This window comes from Nonomuraea sp. NPDC049649, assembly GCF_040675175.1.
Classification (GTDB): domain Bacteria; phylum Actinomycetota; class Actinomycetes; order Streptosporangiales; family Streptosporangiaceae; genus Nonomuraea.
This window is the reverse complement of record NZ_JBFAOH010000001.1, coordinates 114,889-131,020: the sequence shown is the minus strand read 5'-3', so window position 1 is coordinate 131,020 and position 16,132 is coordinate 114,889. Positions and strand designations below refer to the sequence as shown.

Here is a 16,132-nt window from a genome sequence, read left to right as displayed (position 1 = left end):
ATTGAAGAGCACCTGCGAATTGGAACCGGGCGGCATGCGTAGCTGTCCGAAATGAAGTCAATTGTCGACCACCTCGACAGGGCCTGAGTATCTGGCTGCGTCCCCCGAGATGGATGGGATTCTTTACTTCTGGCTTGTGCCTGGTCAATGGGGTCGGAGCTGGACGTTCGCTCGCGTCAGCGACATGTCAGCGGGCGGGGCCACGAGGTCGAGCGGGAGAACCGAAACCGACCGAAAAAGTACCCGATGGGGGGCTCTCAGAGGGGCCAGAGCCTCCTTAGCGTTGCGGCTGCCCCGGGATCCGGGGCCAACCCGCCCTTGACCAGACAGGAGTGCATCGAGTGGCGATCGATCGTGACGAGCGTCAGGAATACATCGATGACATGGTGCGGCGCCGTGGCTACGTGCTGGACTACCACAAGGTGATGGCGGCTCAGGACCTGGAGACGCTGAAGGCCGCTGACGGGCTGGTGTCCGCCGCCTACCTGCGCCAGCGGTCGCTGGACCGGCGTACCAAGGAGTTGCTGTTCGTGCTGAGCCTGACGGTGCTGCGGGCCGAACGGCACCACATCGCCAGCCACATCCGGGTGGCGCTGCAGCACGGAGCCACCCCGCAGGAAATCCTCGAGGCGATCGAGATAGCCCTGCCAGAAGCCGGTGTGGTCGCGTTCCAACATGGGTTCGACGTCTGGCGGGAGGTCGTCGGCGCGACCGGCATCGAGCCGAGCCCCGGGGCCATGCCCGCGGATTGACCCGGCCGAATTGACCCGACAGGGGGACGAAGCCGGTCAGCCCTCCTCCCTACTGTGACAGCGATCCGGCACCGCGGGCGGCGCCCGCGGACGAGTTATCTGCATCGGAGAAACCATGGGCCAACCCCTAGCCAGCACGGACGTGACCGTCGATCTGGAGGTCAACGACCGGCGCGTGGTGCGCGATGTGCCCGCCCGTACGCTCCTCGTGCACCTGCTCAGGGACATCCTGGGCCTCACGGGGACCCACGTCGGGTGCGACACCACACAGTGCGGGGCCTGCACGGTCGAGTTGGACGGCGTAGCGGTCAAGTCGTGCACGGTCTTGGCGGCGCAGGCGGACGGCTGCTCGATCCGTACGATCGAAGGGATTTCCTCCGACGACGAGTCCGGCCTCGATCGCGTCCAGCGGGCCTTCTGGGACAAACACGGGTTGCAGTGTGGTTTCTGCACCCCCGGCATGGTGATGGCGGTCCGGCAGCTGCTGCGCGACAACCCTGCGCCCACGGAGGACGAGGTGCGGCGCGGCATCGACGGCAACCTCTGCCGCTGCACCGGCTACCAGAACATCGTCGTCGCGGCGCTGCACGCCGCCCGGACCGGTACCGGAGAGGAGCGCCGTGTATCCAGCTGAGTTCGCCTACGTCCGGCCGACGGGTCTGGACGGCGTGTTCGCCGCGATCGAGCGGTACGCCGACGATGTGAAGGTCGTCGCCGGTGGCCAGAGCCTGCTGCCGATGATGAAACTGCGGCTCGCCACACCGGGTGTCCTGGTGGACCTGGCCGGGGCGGGCGAGCTGCGGGGCCAGTGGTCGACGACGGACGGCGTCCGCGTGGGCGCCATGACCACCTACCGGGAGCTGCAGCGCAGCCCGCGGACCCTGGACCTGCTGCCTGGCCTGGAGGAGACCCTCGCGTTGATCGCCGACCCGCAGGTCCGGGCCCGCGGCACGATCGGCGGAGCCGTGGCCCACGGGGACCCGACGGCGGACCTGCCGGCCATGCTGCTGGCGCTCGAAGCCGTCGTCCTGCTGGCCTCGCCGAGGGGAATCCGCCGTCGTCCCCTCGACGAGTTCTTCACGGGCGTCTACTCCACCGATCTCGCCGAGGACGAGGTGGTGCTGGCGATCGACATTCCGCAGCCCCCTCCTGGCACGGGCGCCGCCTATCAGAAGTACGAACAACCCGCGAGCCACCTGGCGCTGTGCGGCGTCGCGGCAGCCCTGACCATCGGGGGCGGGCGGGTGCACCGGGCCCGGCTGGCGATGACCGGAGTGGCCGCCACCCCGCGACGCCTGACCGCATTGGAGGAAGCCCTGACAGGAACACAGGTGAACGCCAAGGCGTTCGACGAGATCGCCGTAACCGCCGTGCACGGCGTCGAGCCGCTGGACGACATGCACGCGTCGGCCGCCTATCGGCTGCAGCTGCTGAAGCTGGCCACCCGGGAGGCGCTGCAGATCGCGGCGTCCCGCGCCGGAGCGGGGTGGGCCGCATGAGCGGGCAGCCTGTCGAGGTCGTCGAATCCGGTGCCGTCACCACATGCGTGCTGAACCGGCCCGAGTCCGGCAACATGCTGGACGCGACCATGCTGGACGCCCTCGCGGGCGCCGTCTCCCGGGCCGCCGACCGCGGCAGCAGGGTTCTTGTGCTGCGTGCCGCCGGTCCGGACTTCTGCCTGGGCCGCAAGGGACCGAAGATCGACGGTGTCCCGACGCCGGCGATCCTCGCGGCCGAGTTCGCCCGAGTCCAGGGCGTCAACGAGCTGGTGGAGGATTTCCCGGGGCTGACCGTCTCGGTCGTGCACGGACAGGCACTGGGCGCGGGCGCCAGCCTCGCCGGCCGATGCGATCTGGTCATAGCGGCGCGCGGCGCTCGCATCGGCTTCAACGAGGTGCCGAAAGGGATCGCCCCCACTGTCGTGGCCTCCTACTTCGTCCACCGGCTCGGACATACGGCCCTTCTCGACCTGCTCCTGACGGGCCGCATCGTCGCGGCCGACGAGGCACAGCGCCTCGGACTGGTGAGCCGGGTGGTCGACGACGCCACCCTCGGACAGGAGGCCGCCGCCGTCGCCGACGAGCTGGTCGTGCTCGACCCCGAGGTCGTAGGGACGATCAAGTCTTTCATCGGCACCGCCGCGACGCTGCCCCCGCGGACCGCGGTGCGGCTCGGGATCGCCCAGCTCGTCAACCAGATGGTCGACCAGGCCATGACCACGACGCGATGACGTCTGACGGAGGATCACAGTGAGCAGTTCCCCTCTCATCGTGCGCAAGATCTTCTCCCAAGTCGAGGAGACCCGGCTCGCCGCTGGGACGCCTGACGCCGGCGGTCCGCTGCGCAAGGTCGCGGTGTGCGCCGTCGTCAAGAATCCCTACGCCGGGAAGGGCTTCGTCTCCGACCTGTCCGAGCTGATGAAGGCTTCGGGCGAGGTGGGCGGTCGTCTCGGCGCCGAGGCCGCACGGCTGCTCGGGGCCCCGGTCGAGAGTTACGGCAAGGGCGGCCTGGTCGGCACCGACGGCGAGCAGGAGCACGTCAACGCCGCGCTCACCTCGGTGTTCGGCAACGCGTTCCGCGACGCCATCGGCGGTGGCAAGGCGTGGATCACCTCCGTGACGAAGGTGTCCGCGCCGGGGGCCGTCATCGATGTGCCGCTCGCCTACAAGGACGAGGTCTGGGTGCGCAGCCACTACGACGCCTTCGAGGTGCGGGTCCCCGACGCCCCCCACCCCGACGAGCTGGTGATCATCGCCGCGGTGGCGAACCGCGGCCGGATCAACGCCCGGGTAGGCGGTCTCACCGTCGACGAGTACCGGGCGGGAGCCTCCGCATGAGTACCCGTCTGGTCGTGACCGGGGCCGGTGTCGTACTGTCCGGTGACATGGCGGCGCCGATCGTCCGCGACGCCGACACGGTCGTGTGCGACGGCGAGGTCATCACCGCGGTGGGTCCGCGCGAGGAGCTGGCCGACGAGATCGCGTCGGCGGACCAGGTCCTCGACGCGAACGGCAGCACGGTGGCCCCCGGCCTGATCGACTCCCACTGCCACGTCGTGCTGGGCGACTACACGCCGCGCCAGAAGACGGTCGACTTCCTCGCCAGCTATGTGCACGGCGGTATCACCAGCGTCGTGTCCCCCGGGGAGATCCATGCCCCGGGCCGGCCGCACGACGCGATCGGCGTTAAGGCCCTGGCCATCGCCGCGCGTGCTTGCTTCGAGAACTTCCGGCCCGGCGGCATGCGGGTGCACGCGGGGGCGGTCGTGCTCGAACCCACCCTGCAGCCGTCCGACTTCGCCGACCTGCAGCGGGCGGGGGTGCGCCTGGCCAAGTTCGGTTTCGGACGGTACGAGAACCCCTCGGACGGCGTCGCGCAGGTCCGCTGGGCCCAGGAGCACGGCATCACCGTGATGTGCCACTCGGGCGGCGCCAGCATCCCGGGCAGCAAACCGATCACGCCGGATCATCTTCTGGAACTCGCCCCTGACGTGTGCGGTCACGTCAACGGAGGCCCGACTTCGCTGCCCGACGCCGGAGTCGATCTCATCATCGAGCAGACGTCGATGGCGCTGCAGCTGGTCCAGGCCGGAAACCTGCGCTCGGCGGTACGCATCGCCCGCAAGGCACTGGACGAGGGCCGGTTCGACCGGGTGGTCATCGGCTCCGACACGCCTACGGGCACCGGTGTCATGCCGCTCGGGGTCATCAAAACCGTCGCGGAGCTGTCCTCGCTCACCGGCATCGACCCGGCCCTGATCTGGGCCGCGGCCACCGGGAACAACGCCAGGACCTGGGGGCTGCCTTCGGGGTTCCTGCGGGCGGGTGCGAGTGCCGACCTCGTCGTGATGGACGCACCGTGGGGCTCCACGGCGGGCGACGCGCTGGGCGCCCTGCGCATCGGGGACATCCCCGGGATCAGCGCTGTGGTGTCCGCCGGCGTCGTCCGGGCCCTGCTCAGCCGTAACACGCCCCGGGCCGCCCGGCTGGCGGCCGCCATCCCATCGATCGCGCACCTTGACGGTGCGCACTGAGACCCAAGGAAGCTGACGTGAAGGTCATCATCGATGTTGCCGCATGCCAGGGGTACGCCTGCTGCATGATGGAGGCACCGTCCGTCTTCGATCTTAACGAGGACGAAGGGAAGGTCATCCTCCTTCAGGAGAACCCTTCCGAGGACCTGCGCACGCAGGTAGACACCGCGGCCCGGACGTGCCCCGCAAAGGCCATCCGCCTGGAGAACGGCTGATCGCATGCGTCGTGTCGTCGTCGTCGGCGCCTCGCTGGCGGCAGTGCACGCGATCGACGCGTTGCGGGAACACGGGTTCGAGGGTGAGATCGCCCTCGTGGGAGCCGAGCCGCATCTGCCGTACGATCGCCCGCCGCTGTCGAAGGAGGCGTTGCAGCATGGCCCGGACACGACCGGGCTGCTCCTGCGAAGCCCCGAATGGTACGTCGAGCGTGGCGTCGACCTCCACCTCGGACGGGCCGCCGCGGCACTCGATCCCGGGGCACGGGTCGTCACCCTGGAGGGCGGCGCGTCGCTCGACTACGACGGGCTCCTGATAGCCACCGGGTCGAAGGCCCGGACACTCGGCCCCGCTTCTCAGGCCGGACCGGTCTACACCCTGCGGACGCTCGACGACTGCGTCGCCCTCCACGAACGACTAGTGCCGGGAAACCATCTGGTGGTCATCGGCGCCGGCTTCATCGGGCTCGAAGTCGCCGCCACCGCCCGGGACATGGGGATGAGCGTCTCGGTGGTGGAGCTCGCTCCGGCTCCCCTGAGCCGGGTGCTGGGGGACGAGGTCGGCCGATGGTTCATGACCTGCCAGGCCGCCCACGGGGTCGAGGTGCTGTGCGGCACCTCCGTCGAGCGGATCGAAGCGGGCTCCAGGGGCAGCAAGGTCGTCCTCGGCAACGGGAGCACCTTGTGGGCCGACCTCATAGTGACCGGCGTCGGCGCCAGCCCGGCGACCGACTGGCTGCGGGGCAGCGGCATCCGCCTGTCGGACGGCGTGGTGTGCGATCAGAGCCTGCGGGCGTCGGCGCCCGGTATCGTCGCCGCCGGAGACGTGACCCGCTGGTATCACTCGCTCTTCGACGAGGAGATGCGGGTCGAGCAGTGGACCAACGCCGTCGAGCAGGGACGACATGCCGCGATGACGCTGCTGGGCGGCGACGATCCGTATATCGCGGTGCCGTACTTCTGGTCCGACCAGTTCGACGTGAAGATGCGGTTCGTCGGGCGGGCCAACGCGGCCGAGCAGATTCATGTCGAGCGCGCCGACACATCGTCTATGGTGGCGCTGTTCGGTCGAGATGGGGTGATTCGTGGGGCTTTGTGTGTCAATGCCCCTCGTCAGCTGGCTCTCTACCGTAAAGCCATCTCCGACGGAACACCGTGGCAGGACGTGGTCAGCGCCTGAGGGAGAGACGATGGCCGACCGGTGGCAGGGCGGGCCGTTCGTAGAGGTCCGTGTGCTCGGACCGCTGGAGGTCCGGGCCGATGGCGTGCCGGTGCGGCTGGCCGGACGCCGGACGCCCGGGCTGCTCGCCCTGCTGGCTGTGCGGCCAGGTCGCGTCGTGACCACAGCCGAGGTCTTCCGGCAGGTGTGGCCGGAATCGGTGACGGCGTTTCCCGGCAGGGTGGCGCGTAACACAGTGCAGGCCCGGATCTCCGCCCTGAGACGGGCGCTCGGTTCCGCGTCCGTCCGGATGACAGGGGCCGGCTACGTCCTCGACGTGTCGGTGGACTCCGTCGACGCGGTCCGCTTCGACGCCTCGATCCGCAAGGGCCGCGCACTGCGCATGGCCGGGCGGATGGACGAGGCCACCGCAGCCTACGAGGAGGCCCTCGCTCTCTGGCGGGGGGAGAGGGCCTACGACGACCTGCATCATGTGGCGGCCCTCGCCGAGGAGTCGAGACGGCTGTCGGAACTGCGCCTGCAGGCGCTGCAGGAGGTGTTCGCCCTGCATGTCACCGCCGGTCGCTACGACCAGATCTCGGATCGGCTGGTCGAGGCCACCCGGAGGCACCCCGGAGTCGAAGAGCTCTGGGCCCTGCGGATGATCGGGCTCAACAGCCAGGGCAGACAGGCCGAGGCGCTGGCAGTGTATGCCGAGGCCCGCGAGCATCTCATGCGGCGGTTCGGCCTGGACCCCGGCCCTCGGCTGCGCGAGCTGGAAACCCAGATCCTGCGTCAGGAGACGATCCCCGGCGGCGGCGTGCGTTTTCTGGGGCCGGCCAGGATCGCCCGGCCCGCGACGTCCTTCGTCGGACGTGACGGCGAACTGGCCCTCGTCGTCGACCTGCTCACGACCGAACGGCTGCTGACCATCACCGGTCCGGGAGGCGTGGGCAAGACGCGGCTGGCGCTGGAGGCGGCGCAGACCCTCGTCGACGCATGCGCGCCGGCGGTCGCGCACGGAGTCACCGTGGTGGACCTGGCCGTCCACCGCCAGGGGGATGACGTCGCCCGGGTGGTCATGAACTGTCTGGGCACCGCGACGTCCGGCTCGGGGCTGGACAACATGATCGGCCCGGGCCCCGCGGCGGTGGACAGACTGTGTGACCTCCTCGCAGACCGGCGCATGCTTCTGATCCTGGACAACTGCGAACATCTCATTCACGAGGTCGCCGTGCTGGCCGAGGCGCTGCACACCAGAACCGACGCGATCAGCGTGCTGGCCACCAGCCGCGAACCTCTCGGCGTGCCGGGCGAGACCGTCGTCACGGTGGGTCCCCTGCCTGTCGCACGGGGGGACGCGGAGTGCGACGCGGTCGTACGCGACAGCCCCGCCGTCCGGCTGTTCCTCGACCGGGCGCTCGCAGCACATCCGGCGCCCGAGATCGACAGCGCCCGGCTGCGCCTGATCGCCAGGATCTGCGAGAGGCTGGACGGCCTGCCGCTCGCCATCGAACTGGCCGCGGCCCGCACCCGGCCGCTCGGCATCGACCTGGTCGCCGACCATCTGGACGACCGGTTCGAACTGTTCTCCCGGGGGCCTCGTACGGTCGCCGACCGCCACCGCACGCTGGCCGCCGTCGTCGGTTGGAGCTACGACCTTCTGGACGAGCTGGACAGGAGGGTCTTCGCGGCGCTTTCGGCCTTCGGCGGGTCCTTCGCGCTGGACCAGGTGCTGGAGACATGGGCGCGGCTGGGCGGCACCGGACGGGAAGCGCGCGACAGCATCGAGCGGCTCGCCCTGAGATCGCTGGTCCAGGTCGAGGCGGCCGCGGGTGGCCCGCGCTTCCGACTGCTGGAGACCATGAAGGCGTACGGCGCCGACAGGCTGCGGGAGTCGGGACGGGAGGCGGCGACGTTCGCCGCGCACGCCCAGGTCTACGCCGACCTCGTATGGAGACACGCCGACGCGCTGAAGACCGATCAGCAGGCACGCGCGGTGTCGGTCGCAGTGAAAGAGGAGGCGAACATCCGCGCCGCGCTCATCCGGTCGATCGAACAGGAGGACGGTTGCCTCGCACAGGCGATCGTCGGCGGAACCGGCTACCTCGTCTGGATGCGAGGCAACTGCTACGGTCCGGTCTGGGACCGGATCGTGCGAGCGTTGGCACTGCCGGGAGCCGATGCGGGGCTCCGCATGAGGGCGCTCGCCTGGGCCACCCACCTGGGCTCGGTCTTCGGACACCTCGAGCAGGCCGTCTCCTTCGGGCGGGAAGCCGTACGGTTGGCCACGGCGAACCCGGATCACCAGCAGGGGGAGTACGGATTCGCCCTCCTGGCGCAGGCGCATGCGCTGCACCGGCTGGGACGCGGACCTGAGGGCGACGCCGTGCTGGACGAGGCGCAGCGGGTCAGCTCGGCCGCGGGCGATCACTGGTCGCTGGCCGGATGCGCGATGGTCGGGGGGCTGTACGCGCTCAGACGCGGCCTCCTCGACCAGGCGGAGCTGCGGTTCGTCCAGGCAGCGGGCCACTACCGGGTCTGCGGGGACCGGTGGGGCCAGCAACGGGCGGCGCTGCGCCAGGCGATCGTGCTCGAGGCGCGGGGCGACTACCCAGGCGCCGCGCGGCTGCTAGCGGACGCGCTCGAACTGATCGAAGACCTCGACCTTCCGGAGACGGCTTCGCCCGCCAAGGCGGCCCTGGCACGGGCCACGCTCCTGAGCGGAGACGTCCGGGCCGCCCGCCGGATCGTGGACACTTTGGAGCGGCAGGGGAGCGCGGGGCGGTTCCCCGAGGTCGCGGCACTGCTGGAGCAGTGCCGTGCGATGCTGGCCGAACACGACGGCAGGACGGCGGTGGCGATCGACACGCACATCGCGGCGGCCCGGCGACTCACGGACGTCGGTCTGGCCACGGGCGCGCTCGAGTCCTGGGCACGGGTCGTCCTGCTGGGCGGGCCGGGGAGCGGGCACGCTGCCGAAGCCTGCAGGGCGTCCCGGGAACTGGCGGCGCGCATTCCGGACCCACAGGTGCAGGCGATCGCCCAGGAGATCCGCGCCATGACACTGCCTGCGGGCGGCCGCGCCGCCGACCAGGCCAGGGACGCCGCAGCGGACCTGCGCCGCCGGCACGGGCTCGCCCTTCCTGCCTTGGTGGACAGCGCTTTGCCGACGTCCGAAGACGCATGATGCGCGCCATCGCGCGCTCGGCATCCGATCAGTGCCCGATGAAGGCCTCCGCCTGGTAGTCCGCGACGACGGTGGTCACCACCTTGCAGTCGAGCAGCAGCGGTCCCCGGTTCTCGCGGGCCAGCCACCGGGTCACCACGTCCAGGTCCTCCGGCCGCCGTACGGTCGAGCCTGCGACGCCGAAACCCGCGGCGAGCCGGACGAAGTCGGTGTCGGGGAACCGGACCAGCCCGAGGTCGGCGCCGCTGTCTTTGAAGTGGTGCACCTCCGCTCCATAGGCCGCGTCGTTGTAGACCACGACGAGCACGGGAAGCCGTAGCCGGGCCAGCGTGTCGAGTTCGACGAGGCTCATGTGCAGACCGCCGTCCCCGATCGCCAGCGCGACGGTCCGGTCCGGCCTGCCGAGGGCCGCGCCGATCGCTGCGCCCAGCCCGAGGCCGATCGACTGGAAGCCGGCCCCCGTGAACAGATATCCGGCCGGGTCCGGCACCGACCAGTACATCGACGGGAAGCCCACGAAGTGCCCTCCGTCCACCACGACCGTCCGCTCGGCTGGGATGAGATCGTCCAGGAGCTGCGACAGGGTGCGCGGGTCGATCCTGCCGTCCCCCGTCTCGTCCGCGAAAGGCTGAACCTTCCAGTGGCCGGCGGCGATGGCATCGGCTCCGAGGCGCACATCCCAGCGCTGTTCGGCGGGGCGCGTCTCCGGCAGCCGGTCGAGCAGGGCGTCGAGCACCGCGACGACGTCAGCGTTGATCGGCAGGTCGACTCGCGGATCGGCACCCAGGGCGGCGGCATCGATGTCGACCTGCACCACCGTGGCGTCCGGGGCGAACGCGCTGCCGTGCCGGGTCGTCCACTTGGTGTAGGAGACGCCGAGGCCGATCACAAGATCCGCGGAGCGGATGATCTCGGCGTACGGGTGCGAGGCGAAGCCGCCGCAGATGCCGAGCGACCAGGGATTCCCCGCGAAGAGGCCGTGGGCCGCAGCCGTGGTGGCGAGGATCGCGCCGAGTCGGTCACGCAGCCGTTCCGCGGCCGCTTGCGCACCGGCGGTCCAGACGCCCCGGCCGGCGAGGATCAACGGGCGCCGTGACGACGTCACGGCCGCTACCAGCTGATCCATAGCCGGTCCGTCCAGGGCCGCACCGGGAACGGCGGGTGGAACGTCCGCCGGACCGTCGCCCGGCTGTCCCGCCGGTGACTTCTGCACGTCAAGCGGCAGATTGAGCACGATGGGGCGCATTTCCGCCCGGGCGCGCGACAGGGCCCGCAACGCGGCGCTCGCCGCCTCCCGCCCGTGCCGCGGGCGCTCGGAGCCCGCTCCCAGGCAGGTCACGAGCTCCGTCTGGGGGATGTAGAAGTTCGACCGCGTCGCGCCGTCGGACGTGTCGCCCGTGATCAGCAGTACCGGGGAGCGGCTCTTGGCGGCCTCCACGAGGCCGGTGAGGGCGTTCGTCAGCCCCGGCCCCTGGTGGACGCTGGCCACACCGACCCGGCCGCCGGCCCTCGCGTACCCGTCCGCCATGCAGATCGCTCCCGCTTCGTGGCGTGCGGCGACGAAGGTCGCGCCGGCCTCGATGAGCGCGGAGGTGGGGACGAAGTTCCCGCTGCCCGTCACCCCGAACACGTGCTCCACGCCGTTCTCGCCGAGCACGCGTCCGACGACATGAGCTGCGGTCGACGATGACGCCGTGACCGGTGGGTCCGCTGTCGGAATGGACTGCGACATCGACATGCTGTCCTCACTCGCATCGAGACATGTGCCGCGCCTGGACGAAGAACGGCGCCGCGCGCCCGACGATAGGAAGGACGATCACGTCCGCACGTCACCCGTGCGGGTACTGTTTGCGGCTTGATGAACGCGGCCGGCGGATCATATGGGCCTCACCCAGGCCGTTCGGGACCGGCCGCATCTCACGGTCGCATCACGTCAGTGTCATGTCAGCGGTGAACCGTGCCACGGCCCCGAAAGTACCCATTGGGGGGAATCGAGCCGAAGGGGCGGGTCCCTAGCGTCGGTCCACCGGGTCTGAACGGCCCCTGACGACTGGAGGACCTGATGGCAACTCGACGCTATTCGATGTCCCTCCGCCTGCTGGCACTCGCCTCGGTCGCTGCGTTGCTGGCCGCCTGCGGCGGAGAATCCCTTGGCGATACTTCCGCGACGGGCGGGGGAGGGTCCACTGACTCGATCAAGGTCGGTCTGGTGGTGGCCCAATCCGGCGTGGTGTCGTCCGTGGGCCGGGACATGGAGAACGGTTTCAAGCTCTACCTGGACCAGCATCAGAACACGCTGGGGGGCAAGAAGGTGGACCTCGTCACCATCGACGAGGGGGCGAGCGCGCAGAGTGGCGCGACAGCGGTGACCAGGGCGGTGCAGCAGGACCAGGTCGACGTGGTTGTCGGCGTGGTCATCGGGCCGACAGCGATGGCCGGCCGGGACATCTTCGACTCCTCGCAGACGCCGGCGATCATGGGCAACACCGGTGCCGTGGCCCTCGGCAAGGATCTCGCCTCCAAGTGGGTCTGGCGTGCGTCCTACGACAACGAGCAGCCGGGTAAGGCCCTCGGCAAGAAGCTCGCCGAGGACAAGTCCGCGGGCGAGTTCTTCCTGATCGCCGCCGACTATTCGGGCGGCCACGAGACGCTGGCCGGGTTCAAGAAGACCTTCCCGGAAGACCGGATCGCCGGTGAGATCTACACGCCGTACGGCACGACGACCGACTTCTCTCCGTACCTGTCGCAGATCCGGGCCTCGGGTGCCGAGAACGTCTTCTCCTTCTTCACCGGCGCCGAGGCGATCGCGTTCGTGAAGCAGTTCCACCAGTTCGGCCTGTCCGACTCCGTCAAGCTTTACGGCGCCGGCTTCCTCACTGAGGGCTCCGACCTCGACGCCGAGGGCGACGCGGCGCTCGGCGTGCTGAACTCGACGCGGTACAACTGGGACCTCGACAACGCCGAGAACAAGGTGTTCGTGCCGGCGTACGAGAAGGCCTTCGGCACCGTGCCGACGGTCTACTCGGCCACGATGTACGACGTCGGCATCATCCTCGACAAGGCGGTCTCCCAGATCCAGGGCCCGGTGAGCCGCCAGGCCATCAACGACGCCCTCGGCAAGATCGGCACCGTCAACGGCGTCCGAGGCGAGCTGACGTTCGACGACACCCAGACCGTCCAGCAGGGCTTCTACCTCACGGAGGTCAAGAAGACGGACGACGGCCTCCGGAACGTGACCAACGAGACCCTGCCGAATCCCTGACCCGGATTCCGAATTCAGAAGGGACGGTGAATCCCTTGGGCTGGCTGGCTGACAACTCCGGCGTGATCCTCAACGGCGTAGCCATGGGGCTGCTGCTGTTCATGATGGCGGTCGGGCTGAGCATCGTCTTCGGGCTCCTGGATGTGCTCAACCTCGCTCATGGGGCGTTCTTCCTGATCGGCTCCTATGTCGGCTACCGGGTCGCGGGCGAGACCACGGCCACGTGGGGAAGCTTCCTCCTCGCGCTCCTCGTGGCCGTGGTCCTGGGCGCGCTGATCGGCGTCGGGTTGATGCTGCTGACCCGTCCCCTGCTCAGCCGTGGTCACCTGGATCAGGCGCTGCTCACCCTCGGTCTCGCTCTGGTGATCGGTGAGCTGTTGCTGCTGTTCTTCGGCCGCAACGACCACGCGATGGCCGCACCTCCGGAGCTCGCCGGCTCCGTCGAGATCTTCGACGCGAAATACCCGGTCTACCGGCTCGCGGTCATCGTCTTCGGTGCGTTCGTGGCGGCGGTCGTCTGGTACGTCTTCGAGCGCACCTCGGCCGGCGCACTGGTCCGGGCCACGGTCGCCGACAGCGACATGGTCAAGGCGATCGGGATCGACGTCCGCAAGGTGAGCGCGGTCACGTTCGTCCTGGCGACGGTGCTCGCCGTGACGGGCGGCGTTCTCTCCGGCCCCATCAAAGGGGTCACCTCCGGATTGGGCGACGAGACCCTCCTCCTCGCCCTCGTCGTGATCGTTATTGGAGGACTGGGATCCGTGGTGGGCACTCTCGTCGCCTCCCTGCTGATCGGCCTGGTGCAGAACCTCGGCGTCATACTGATGCCCGAGATCGGGTCGTTCCTCTTGTTCGGGGCCATGGCACTGGTCATCACGTTCCGCCCGCAAGGCCTGTTCCCGACGGTGGCGGCGGTGGAGCGATGAGCGCGGCGTTGACCCTGGTCCTCGAACGCAGGACGGCGCTCGTCAGTGGCGTGGTCCTCGTCGTACTGGCCCTGGCCCCGCTGCTCGGCGCCAGCCTGTACACCATCGTGATCCTCACCAGCGTGCTCGCCTACGCCCTGCTGGCCATGTCCATCAACCTGGTGGCGGGCTACACCGGCCTGCTGACCCTCTGCCACGCCGCCTACGCGGGCGTCGGGGCCTACGCGAGCGTGCTGGTGGCACGTCACCTCACGCACAACGGGATGATCCAGTTGCTCGCCGGGGTCGTGATGGGCGCGGCCGTGGCAGCGCTGACCGGTTGGATCGCCGTACGGGCCTCGAAGACGTTCTTCCTCATGCTGTCGCTGGCCATCGGGGAGCTCCTGCACATCCTGGCCGTCCAGTGGAGTTCGGTCACCAAGGGTGACAACGGACTGTCGGCCGGCGCCCCCCTGGAGCTGGTCCCTGGCTCACCCATCTCCCTAGCGGGTTACGTCTACTGGGTGGCATTCGGCGTCTTCGCCGTGTTCGCCGGGCTGACGTTGCTGGTGACCCGCTCACCCTTCGGCTCGGCACTGCGGGGGATCCGCGACAACGAGCCACGCATGCGCGCACTGGGTTACCCGACCTCGCTGTACAAGTACGGGGTCTGGATCTTCTCCGGCGGCGTCGCCGGTGCGGCGGGATGGATCATGACGGCGCAGCTGCCGCGATTCATCGCGCCCGCGCAGATGTCGTTCCACTTCGCCGGTCTGATGCTGCTCGCGGTGACGCTGGGCGGTCTCGGTTCCATGTGGGGCTCCTGCGTGGCCGCCGCGCTCATCGTGTTGATGCAGGACGTCGTGAGCCAGGACCTGGGCGGACAGGGGCCGCTGGCGCTGGGCCTGATCTTCGTGATCGGCGTATACGTGCTGCCCCGCGGCCTCGCAGGCATTGGCCGCCGCGCCAGAAGGTCCGCGGCCGGCCACGACGGATCACCGGGACGAGCGGCCGGAGCTCACGACGAGATCGAAGAGAAGGTGACGGCGTGACAGACCACGCACTCGTGCTCGACGGCCTCGGCAAACGTTACGGCTCGGTGGTCGCCGTGGACGACGTCAGCCTCGAGGTACGGCAGGGGGCCCGCCACGCGATCATCGGACCGAACGGTGCGGGAAAGTCGACCCTGTTCGCGCTGATCGCCGGGACCATTCGGCCCACCTCGGGAAGGGTCCACCTCTTCGGGGAGGACGTCACCGGGCTGCCGGACCACAGGCGGGCGCGACGCGGCCTGGCCAAGACCTTCCAGCGATCAAGCGTCTTCGGCTCGATGAGCCTGCTGCAGAACGTGCTGCTGGGCGCCGAGCGCCGGCACGGCGGACCGGCCAGAGTGGTCGGACGGCATACACGGAAGGCCGTCGAGGCGGCGCAGGCGCATCTGAACCGGGTCGGGCTGCTCGACCGAGCGGAGGTCCGCGCCGACCTGCTCTCGCATGGAGAGCGACGGCAGCTCGAGGTGGCACTGGCTCTGGCGGTCGAGCCCAGGGTCCTGCTCTTCGACGAGCCCACGGCCGGCATGTCCGCCGCGGAGACGGACCGCTTCGTGGAGATCGTCGAAGCCCTTCCACGGGACATCACCGTGCTGATCATCGAACACGACCTGGACGTCGTCTTCACCCTGGCGGACCGCGTCACCGTGTTGCACCTGGGCGCCGTCATCGCCGACGGATCCCCGGACGACATCCGCGCATCGGAGCTCGTGCAGCAGACCTATCTCGGCACCCCCGCGGAGCAGGCCCTCGTCCACGACGACTCGGAGGTGAGCGGGTAGATGAGCATGCTGACGGTTCGGGACCTGGCCGGTGGCTACCCCGGTACCCGGGTGCTCGACGGCGTCGACCTCTCGGTGCCGGAAGGCGGGGTCCTGTGCCTGCTGGGGCGTAACGGTGTCGGCAAGACGACCTTCGTGCACACCGTGATGGGCCTGCTGCCCGGCACGGGCAGCGTCCTCTTCGACGGGCAGGAGTTGCTCGGCCGCCCGGCCCACATGATCGCCCGGGCGGGTCTGGCGCTGGTGCCGCAGGGACGGAGGGTGTTCGGTCCCCTCACGGTCGAGGAGAACCTCGCGATCGCCGCCAGATCGTCGCGGGGAGGGCGGTGGAAACCGGCCGACGTCTACGACCTCTTCCCACGGCTGCACGAAAGGCGGCGCAACCGGGGCGACCAGCTTTCCGGGGGAGAGCAGGAAATGCTGTCCATCGGCAGGGCGCTCGTCACGAACCCCCGGCTGCTGTTGCTGGACGAACCCTCAGACGGCCTGGCGCCGTCGATCGTCAACCTCGTCGGAGACGTCGTAGAGGCGCTCTCCGCCGAGGGCGTCACGATTCTGCTGGTGGAGCAGAACCTGGCCCTGGCCCTGAGGGTGGCCACGGAGGTGGCCGTCATGACGAAGGGCCGGGTCACCTTCCGCGGCGACCCCGGCGACCTGCGTTCGGACGCCCGGCGTGTCCGAGACCTGCTGGGCGTGGGCTGAGCCGTTCGTCGTGAACCGACCCGAACCTGAAATGACCCGGCCTGAATCGACCCGGGCCTGAATTGACCCGGAGGGGTAATACG

15 protein-coding genes are annotated in these 16,132 nt (G+C 69.6%); 14 read left to right on the top strand and 1 reads right to left on the bottom strand.

Annotated features, from left to right (window positions below):
- The first annotated feature begins 341 nt into the window (after window positions 1-341).
- The 9 genes from AB0J42_RS00640 (at window position 342) to AB0J42_RS00600 (ending at window position 9,349) form a co-directional block, all read left to right on the top strand.
- Window positions 342-752: a carboxymuconolactone decarboxylase family protein gene (locus AB0J42_RS00640; RefSeq protein WP_364286697.1), complete on the top strand. Its 411-nt coding sequence runs from the start codon at window positions 342-344 to the stop codon at window positions 750-752.
- A gap of 142 nt (window positions 753-894) precedes the next feature.
- On the top strand, window positions 895-1,386 hold the full coding sequence (locus AB0J42_RS00635) for a (2Fe-2S)-binding protein (protein WP_364286694.1): 492 nt from the start codon (window positions 895-897) through the stop codon (window positions 1,384-1,386).
- Window positions 1,373-2,251: a xanthine dehydrogenase family protein subunit M gene (locus AB0J42_RS00630; RefSeq protein ID WP_364286691.1), complete on the top strand. Its 879-nt coding sequence runs from the start codon at window positions 1,373-1,375 to the stop codon at window positions 2,249-2,251. The genes AB0J42_RS00635 and AB0J42_RS00630 overlap by 14 nt, the downstream gene beginning before the upstream one ends.
- The gene (locus AB0J42_RS00625) at window positions 2,248-2,982 is read left to right on the top strand and encodes an enoyl-CoA hydratase/isomerase family protein (RefSeq protein WP_364286688.1); all 735 of its coding nucleotides are present in this window, start codon (window positions 2,248-2,250) and stop codon (window positions 2,980-2,982) included. Before AB0J42_RS00630 ends, AB0J42_RS00625 begins: the two co-directional genes overlap by 4 nt.
- 19 nt (window positions 2,983-3,001) lie before the next feature.
- Window positions 3,002-3,589, top strand: a complete 588-nt coding sequence (locus tag AB0J42_RS00620) for an amino acid synthesis family protein (protein ID WP_364286685.1) — start codon at window positions 3,002-3,004, stop codon at window positions 3,587-3,589.
- Window positions 3,586-4,785, top strand: a complete 1,200-nt coding sequence (locus AB0J42_RS00615) for an amidohydrolase family protein (RefSeq protein ID WP_364286682.1) — start codon at window positions 3,586-3,588, stop codon at window positions 4,783-4,785. Before AB0J42_RS00620 ends, AB0J42_RS00615 begins: the two co-directional genes overlap by 4 nt.
- A 17-nt stretch (window positions 4,786-4,802) precedes the next feature.
- On the top strand, window positions 4,803-5,000 hold the full coding sequence (locus AB0J42_RS00610) for a ferredoxin (RefSeq protein ID WP_364286679.1): 198 nt from the start codon (window positions 4,803-4,805) through the stop codon (window positions 4,998-5,000).
- 4 nt (window positions 5,001-5,004) lie between these two features.
- Complete coding sequence (locus AB0J42_RS00605) at window positions 5,005-6,180, top strand: FAD-dependent oxidoreductase (RefSeq protein ID WP_364286676.1); 1,176 nt, start codon at window positions 5,005-5,007, stop codon at window positions 6,178-6,180.
- A gap of 10 nt (window positions 6,181-6,190) precedes the next feature.
- Window positions 6,191-9,349, top strand: a complete 3,159-nt coding sequence (locus AB0J42_RS00600; protein ID WP_364286673.1) for a BTAD domain-containing putative transcriptional regulator — start codon at window positions 6,191-6,193, stop codon at window positions 9,347-9,349.
- Between the two features lie 28 nt (window positions 9,350-9,377).
- On the opposite strand, the gene AB0J42_RS00595 is transcribed toward AB0J42_RS00600, so the two are convergent.
- Window positions 9,378-11,081 carry a thiamine pyrophosphate-binding protein gene (locus AB0J42_RS00595; protein ID WP_364288159.1) on the bottom strand — a complete coding sequence of 568 codons (1,704 nt, stop codon included), beginning with the start codon at window positions 11,079-11,081 and terminating at the stop codon, window positions 9,378-9,380.
- Between the two features lie 330 nt (window positions 11,082-11,411).
- Here AB0J42_RS00595 and AB0J42_RS00590 point away from each other — a divergent pair, with 330 nt between their 5' ends.
- Genes AB0J42_RS00590 through AB0J42_RS00570 form a run of 5 tightly spaced genes read left to right on the top strand, consistent with a single transcriptional unit; the run spans window position 11,412 to window position 16,049 of the window.
- Window positions 11,412-12,611, top strand: coding sequence for an ABC transporter substrate-binding protein (locus AB0J42_RS00590; RefSeq protein ID WP_364286670.1), 1,200 nt, complete (start codon window positions 11,412-11,414; stop codon window positions 12,609-12,611).
- A 35-nt stretch (window positions 12,612-12,646) separates the two neighbouring features.
- A complete protein-coding gene (locus AB0J42_RS00585; RefSeq protein ID WP_364286667.1) occupies window positions 12,647-13,537 on the top strand; it encodes a branched-chain amino acid ABC transporter permease in 891 nt (296 codons plus the stop codon).
- The gene (locus tag AB0J42_RS00580; protein WP_364286664.1) at window positions 13,534-14,568 is read left to right on the top strand and encodes a branched-chain amino acid ABC transporter permease; all 1,035 of its coding nucleotides are present in this window, start codon (window positions 13,534-13,536) and stop codon (window positions 14,566-14,568) included. Before AB0J42_RS00585 ends, AB0J42_RS00580 begins: the two co-directional genes overlap by 4 nt.
- Entirely contained in the window at window positions 14,565-15,347 is a 783-nt protein-coding gene (locus tag AB0J42_RS00575; RefSeq protein WP_364286661.1) for an ABC transporter ATP-binding protein, read from the top strand. Before AB0J42_RS00580 ends, AB0J42_RS00575 begins: the two co-directional genes overlap by 4 nt.
- A complete protein-coding gene (locus AB0J42_RS00570; protein ID WP_364286658.1) occupies window positions 15,348-16,049 on the top strand; it encodes an ABC transporter ATP-binding protein in 702 nt (233 codons plus the stop codon). It begins immediately after the preceding gene.
- Window positions 16,050-16,132: the final 83 nt, after the last annotated feature.

Excerpts from the sequence above, each read along its gene's own strand:
- AB0J42_RS00595 (WP_364288159.1), bottom strand. The coding sequence starts at position 11,081 with ATGTCGCAGTCCATTCCGACAGCGGACCCACCGGTCACGGCGTCATCG.
- AB0J42_RS00615 (WP_364286682.1), top strand. The coding sequence starts at position 3,586 with ATGAGTACCCGTCTGGTCGTGACCGGGGCCGGTGTCGTACTGTCCGGT.
- AB0J42_RS00570 (WP_364286658.1), top strand. The coding sequence starts at position 15,348 with ATGAGCATGCTGACGGTTCGGGACCTGGCCGGTGGCTACCCCGGTACC.
- AB0J42_RS00600 (WP_364286673.1), top strand. The coding sequence starts at position 6,191 with ATGGCCGACCGGTGGCAGGGCGGGCCGTTCGTAGAGGTCCGTGTGCTC.
- AB0J42_RS00580 (WP_364286664.1), top strand. The coding sequence starts at position 13,534 with ATGAGCGCGGCGTTGACCCTGGTCCTCGAACGCAGGACGGCGCTCGTC.
- AB0J42_RS00605 (WP_364286676.1), top strand. The coding sequence starts at position 5,005 with ATGCGTCGTGTCGTCGTCGTCGGCGCCTCGCTGGCGGCAGTGCACGCG.
- AB0J42_RS00590 (WP_364286670.1), top strand. The coding sequence starts at position 11,412 with ATGGCAACTCGACGCTATTCGATGTCCCTCCGCCTGCTGGCACTCGCC.
- AB0J42_RS00625 (WP_364286688.1), top strand. The coding sequence starts at position 2,248 with ATGAGCGGGCAGCCTGTCGAGGTCGTCGAATCCGGTGCCGTCACCACA.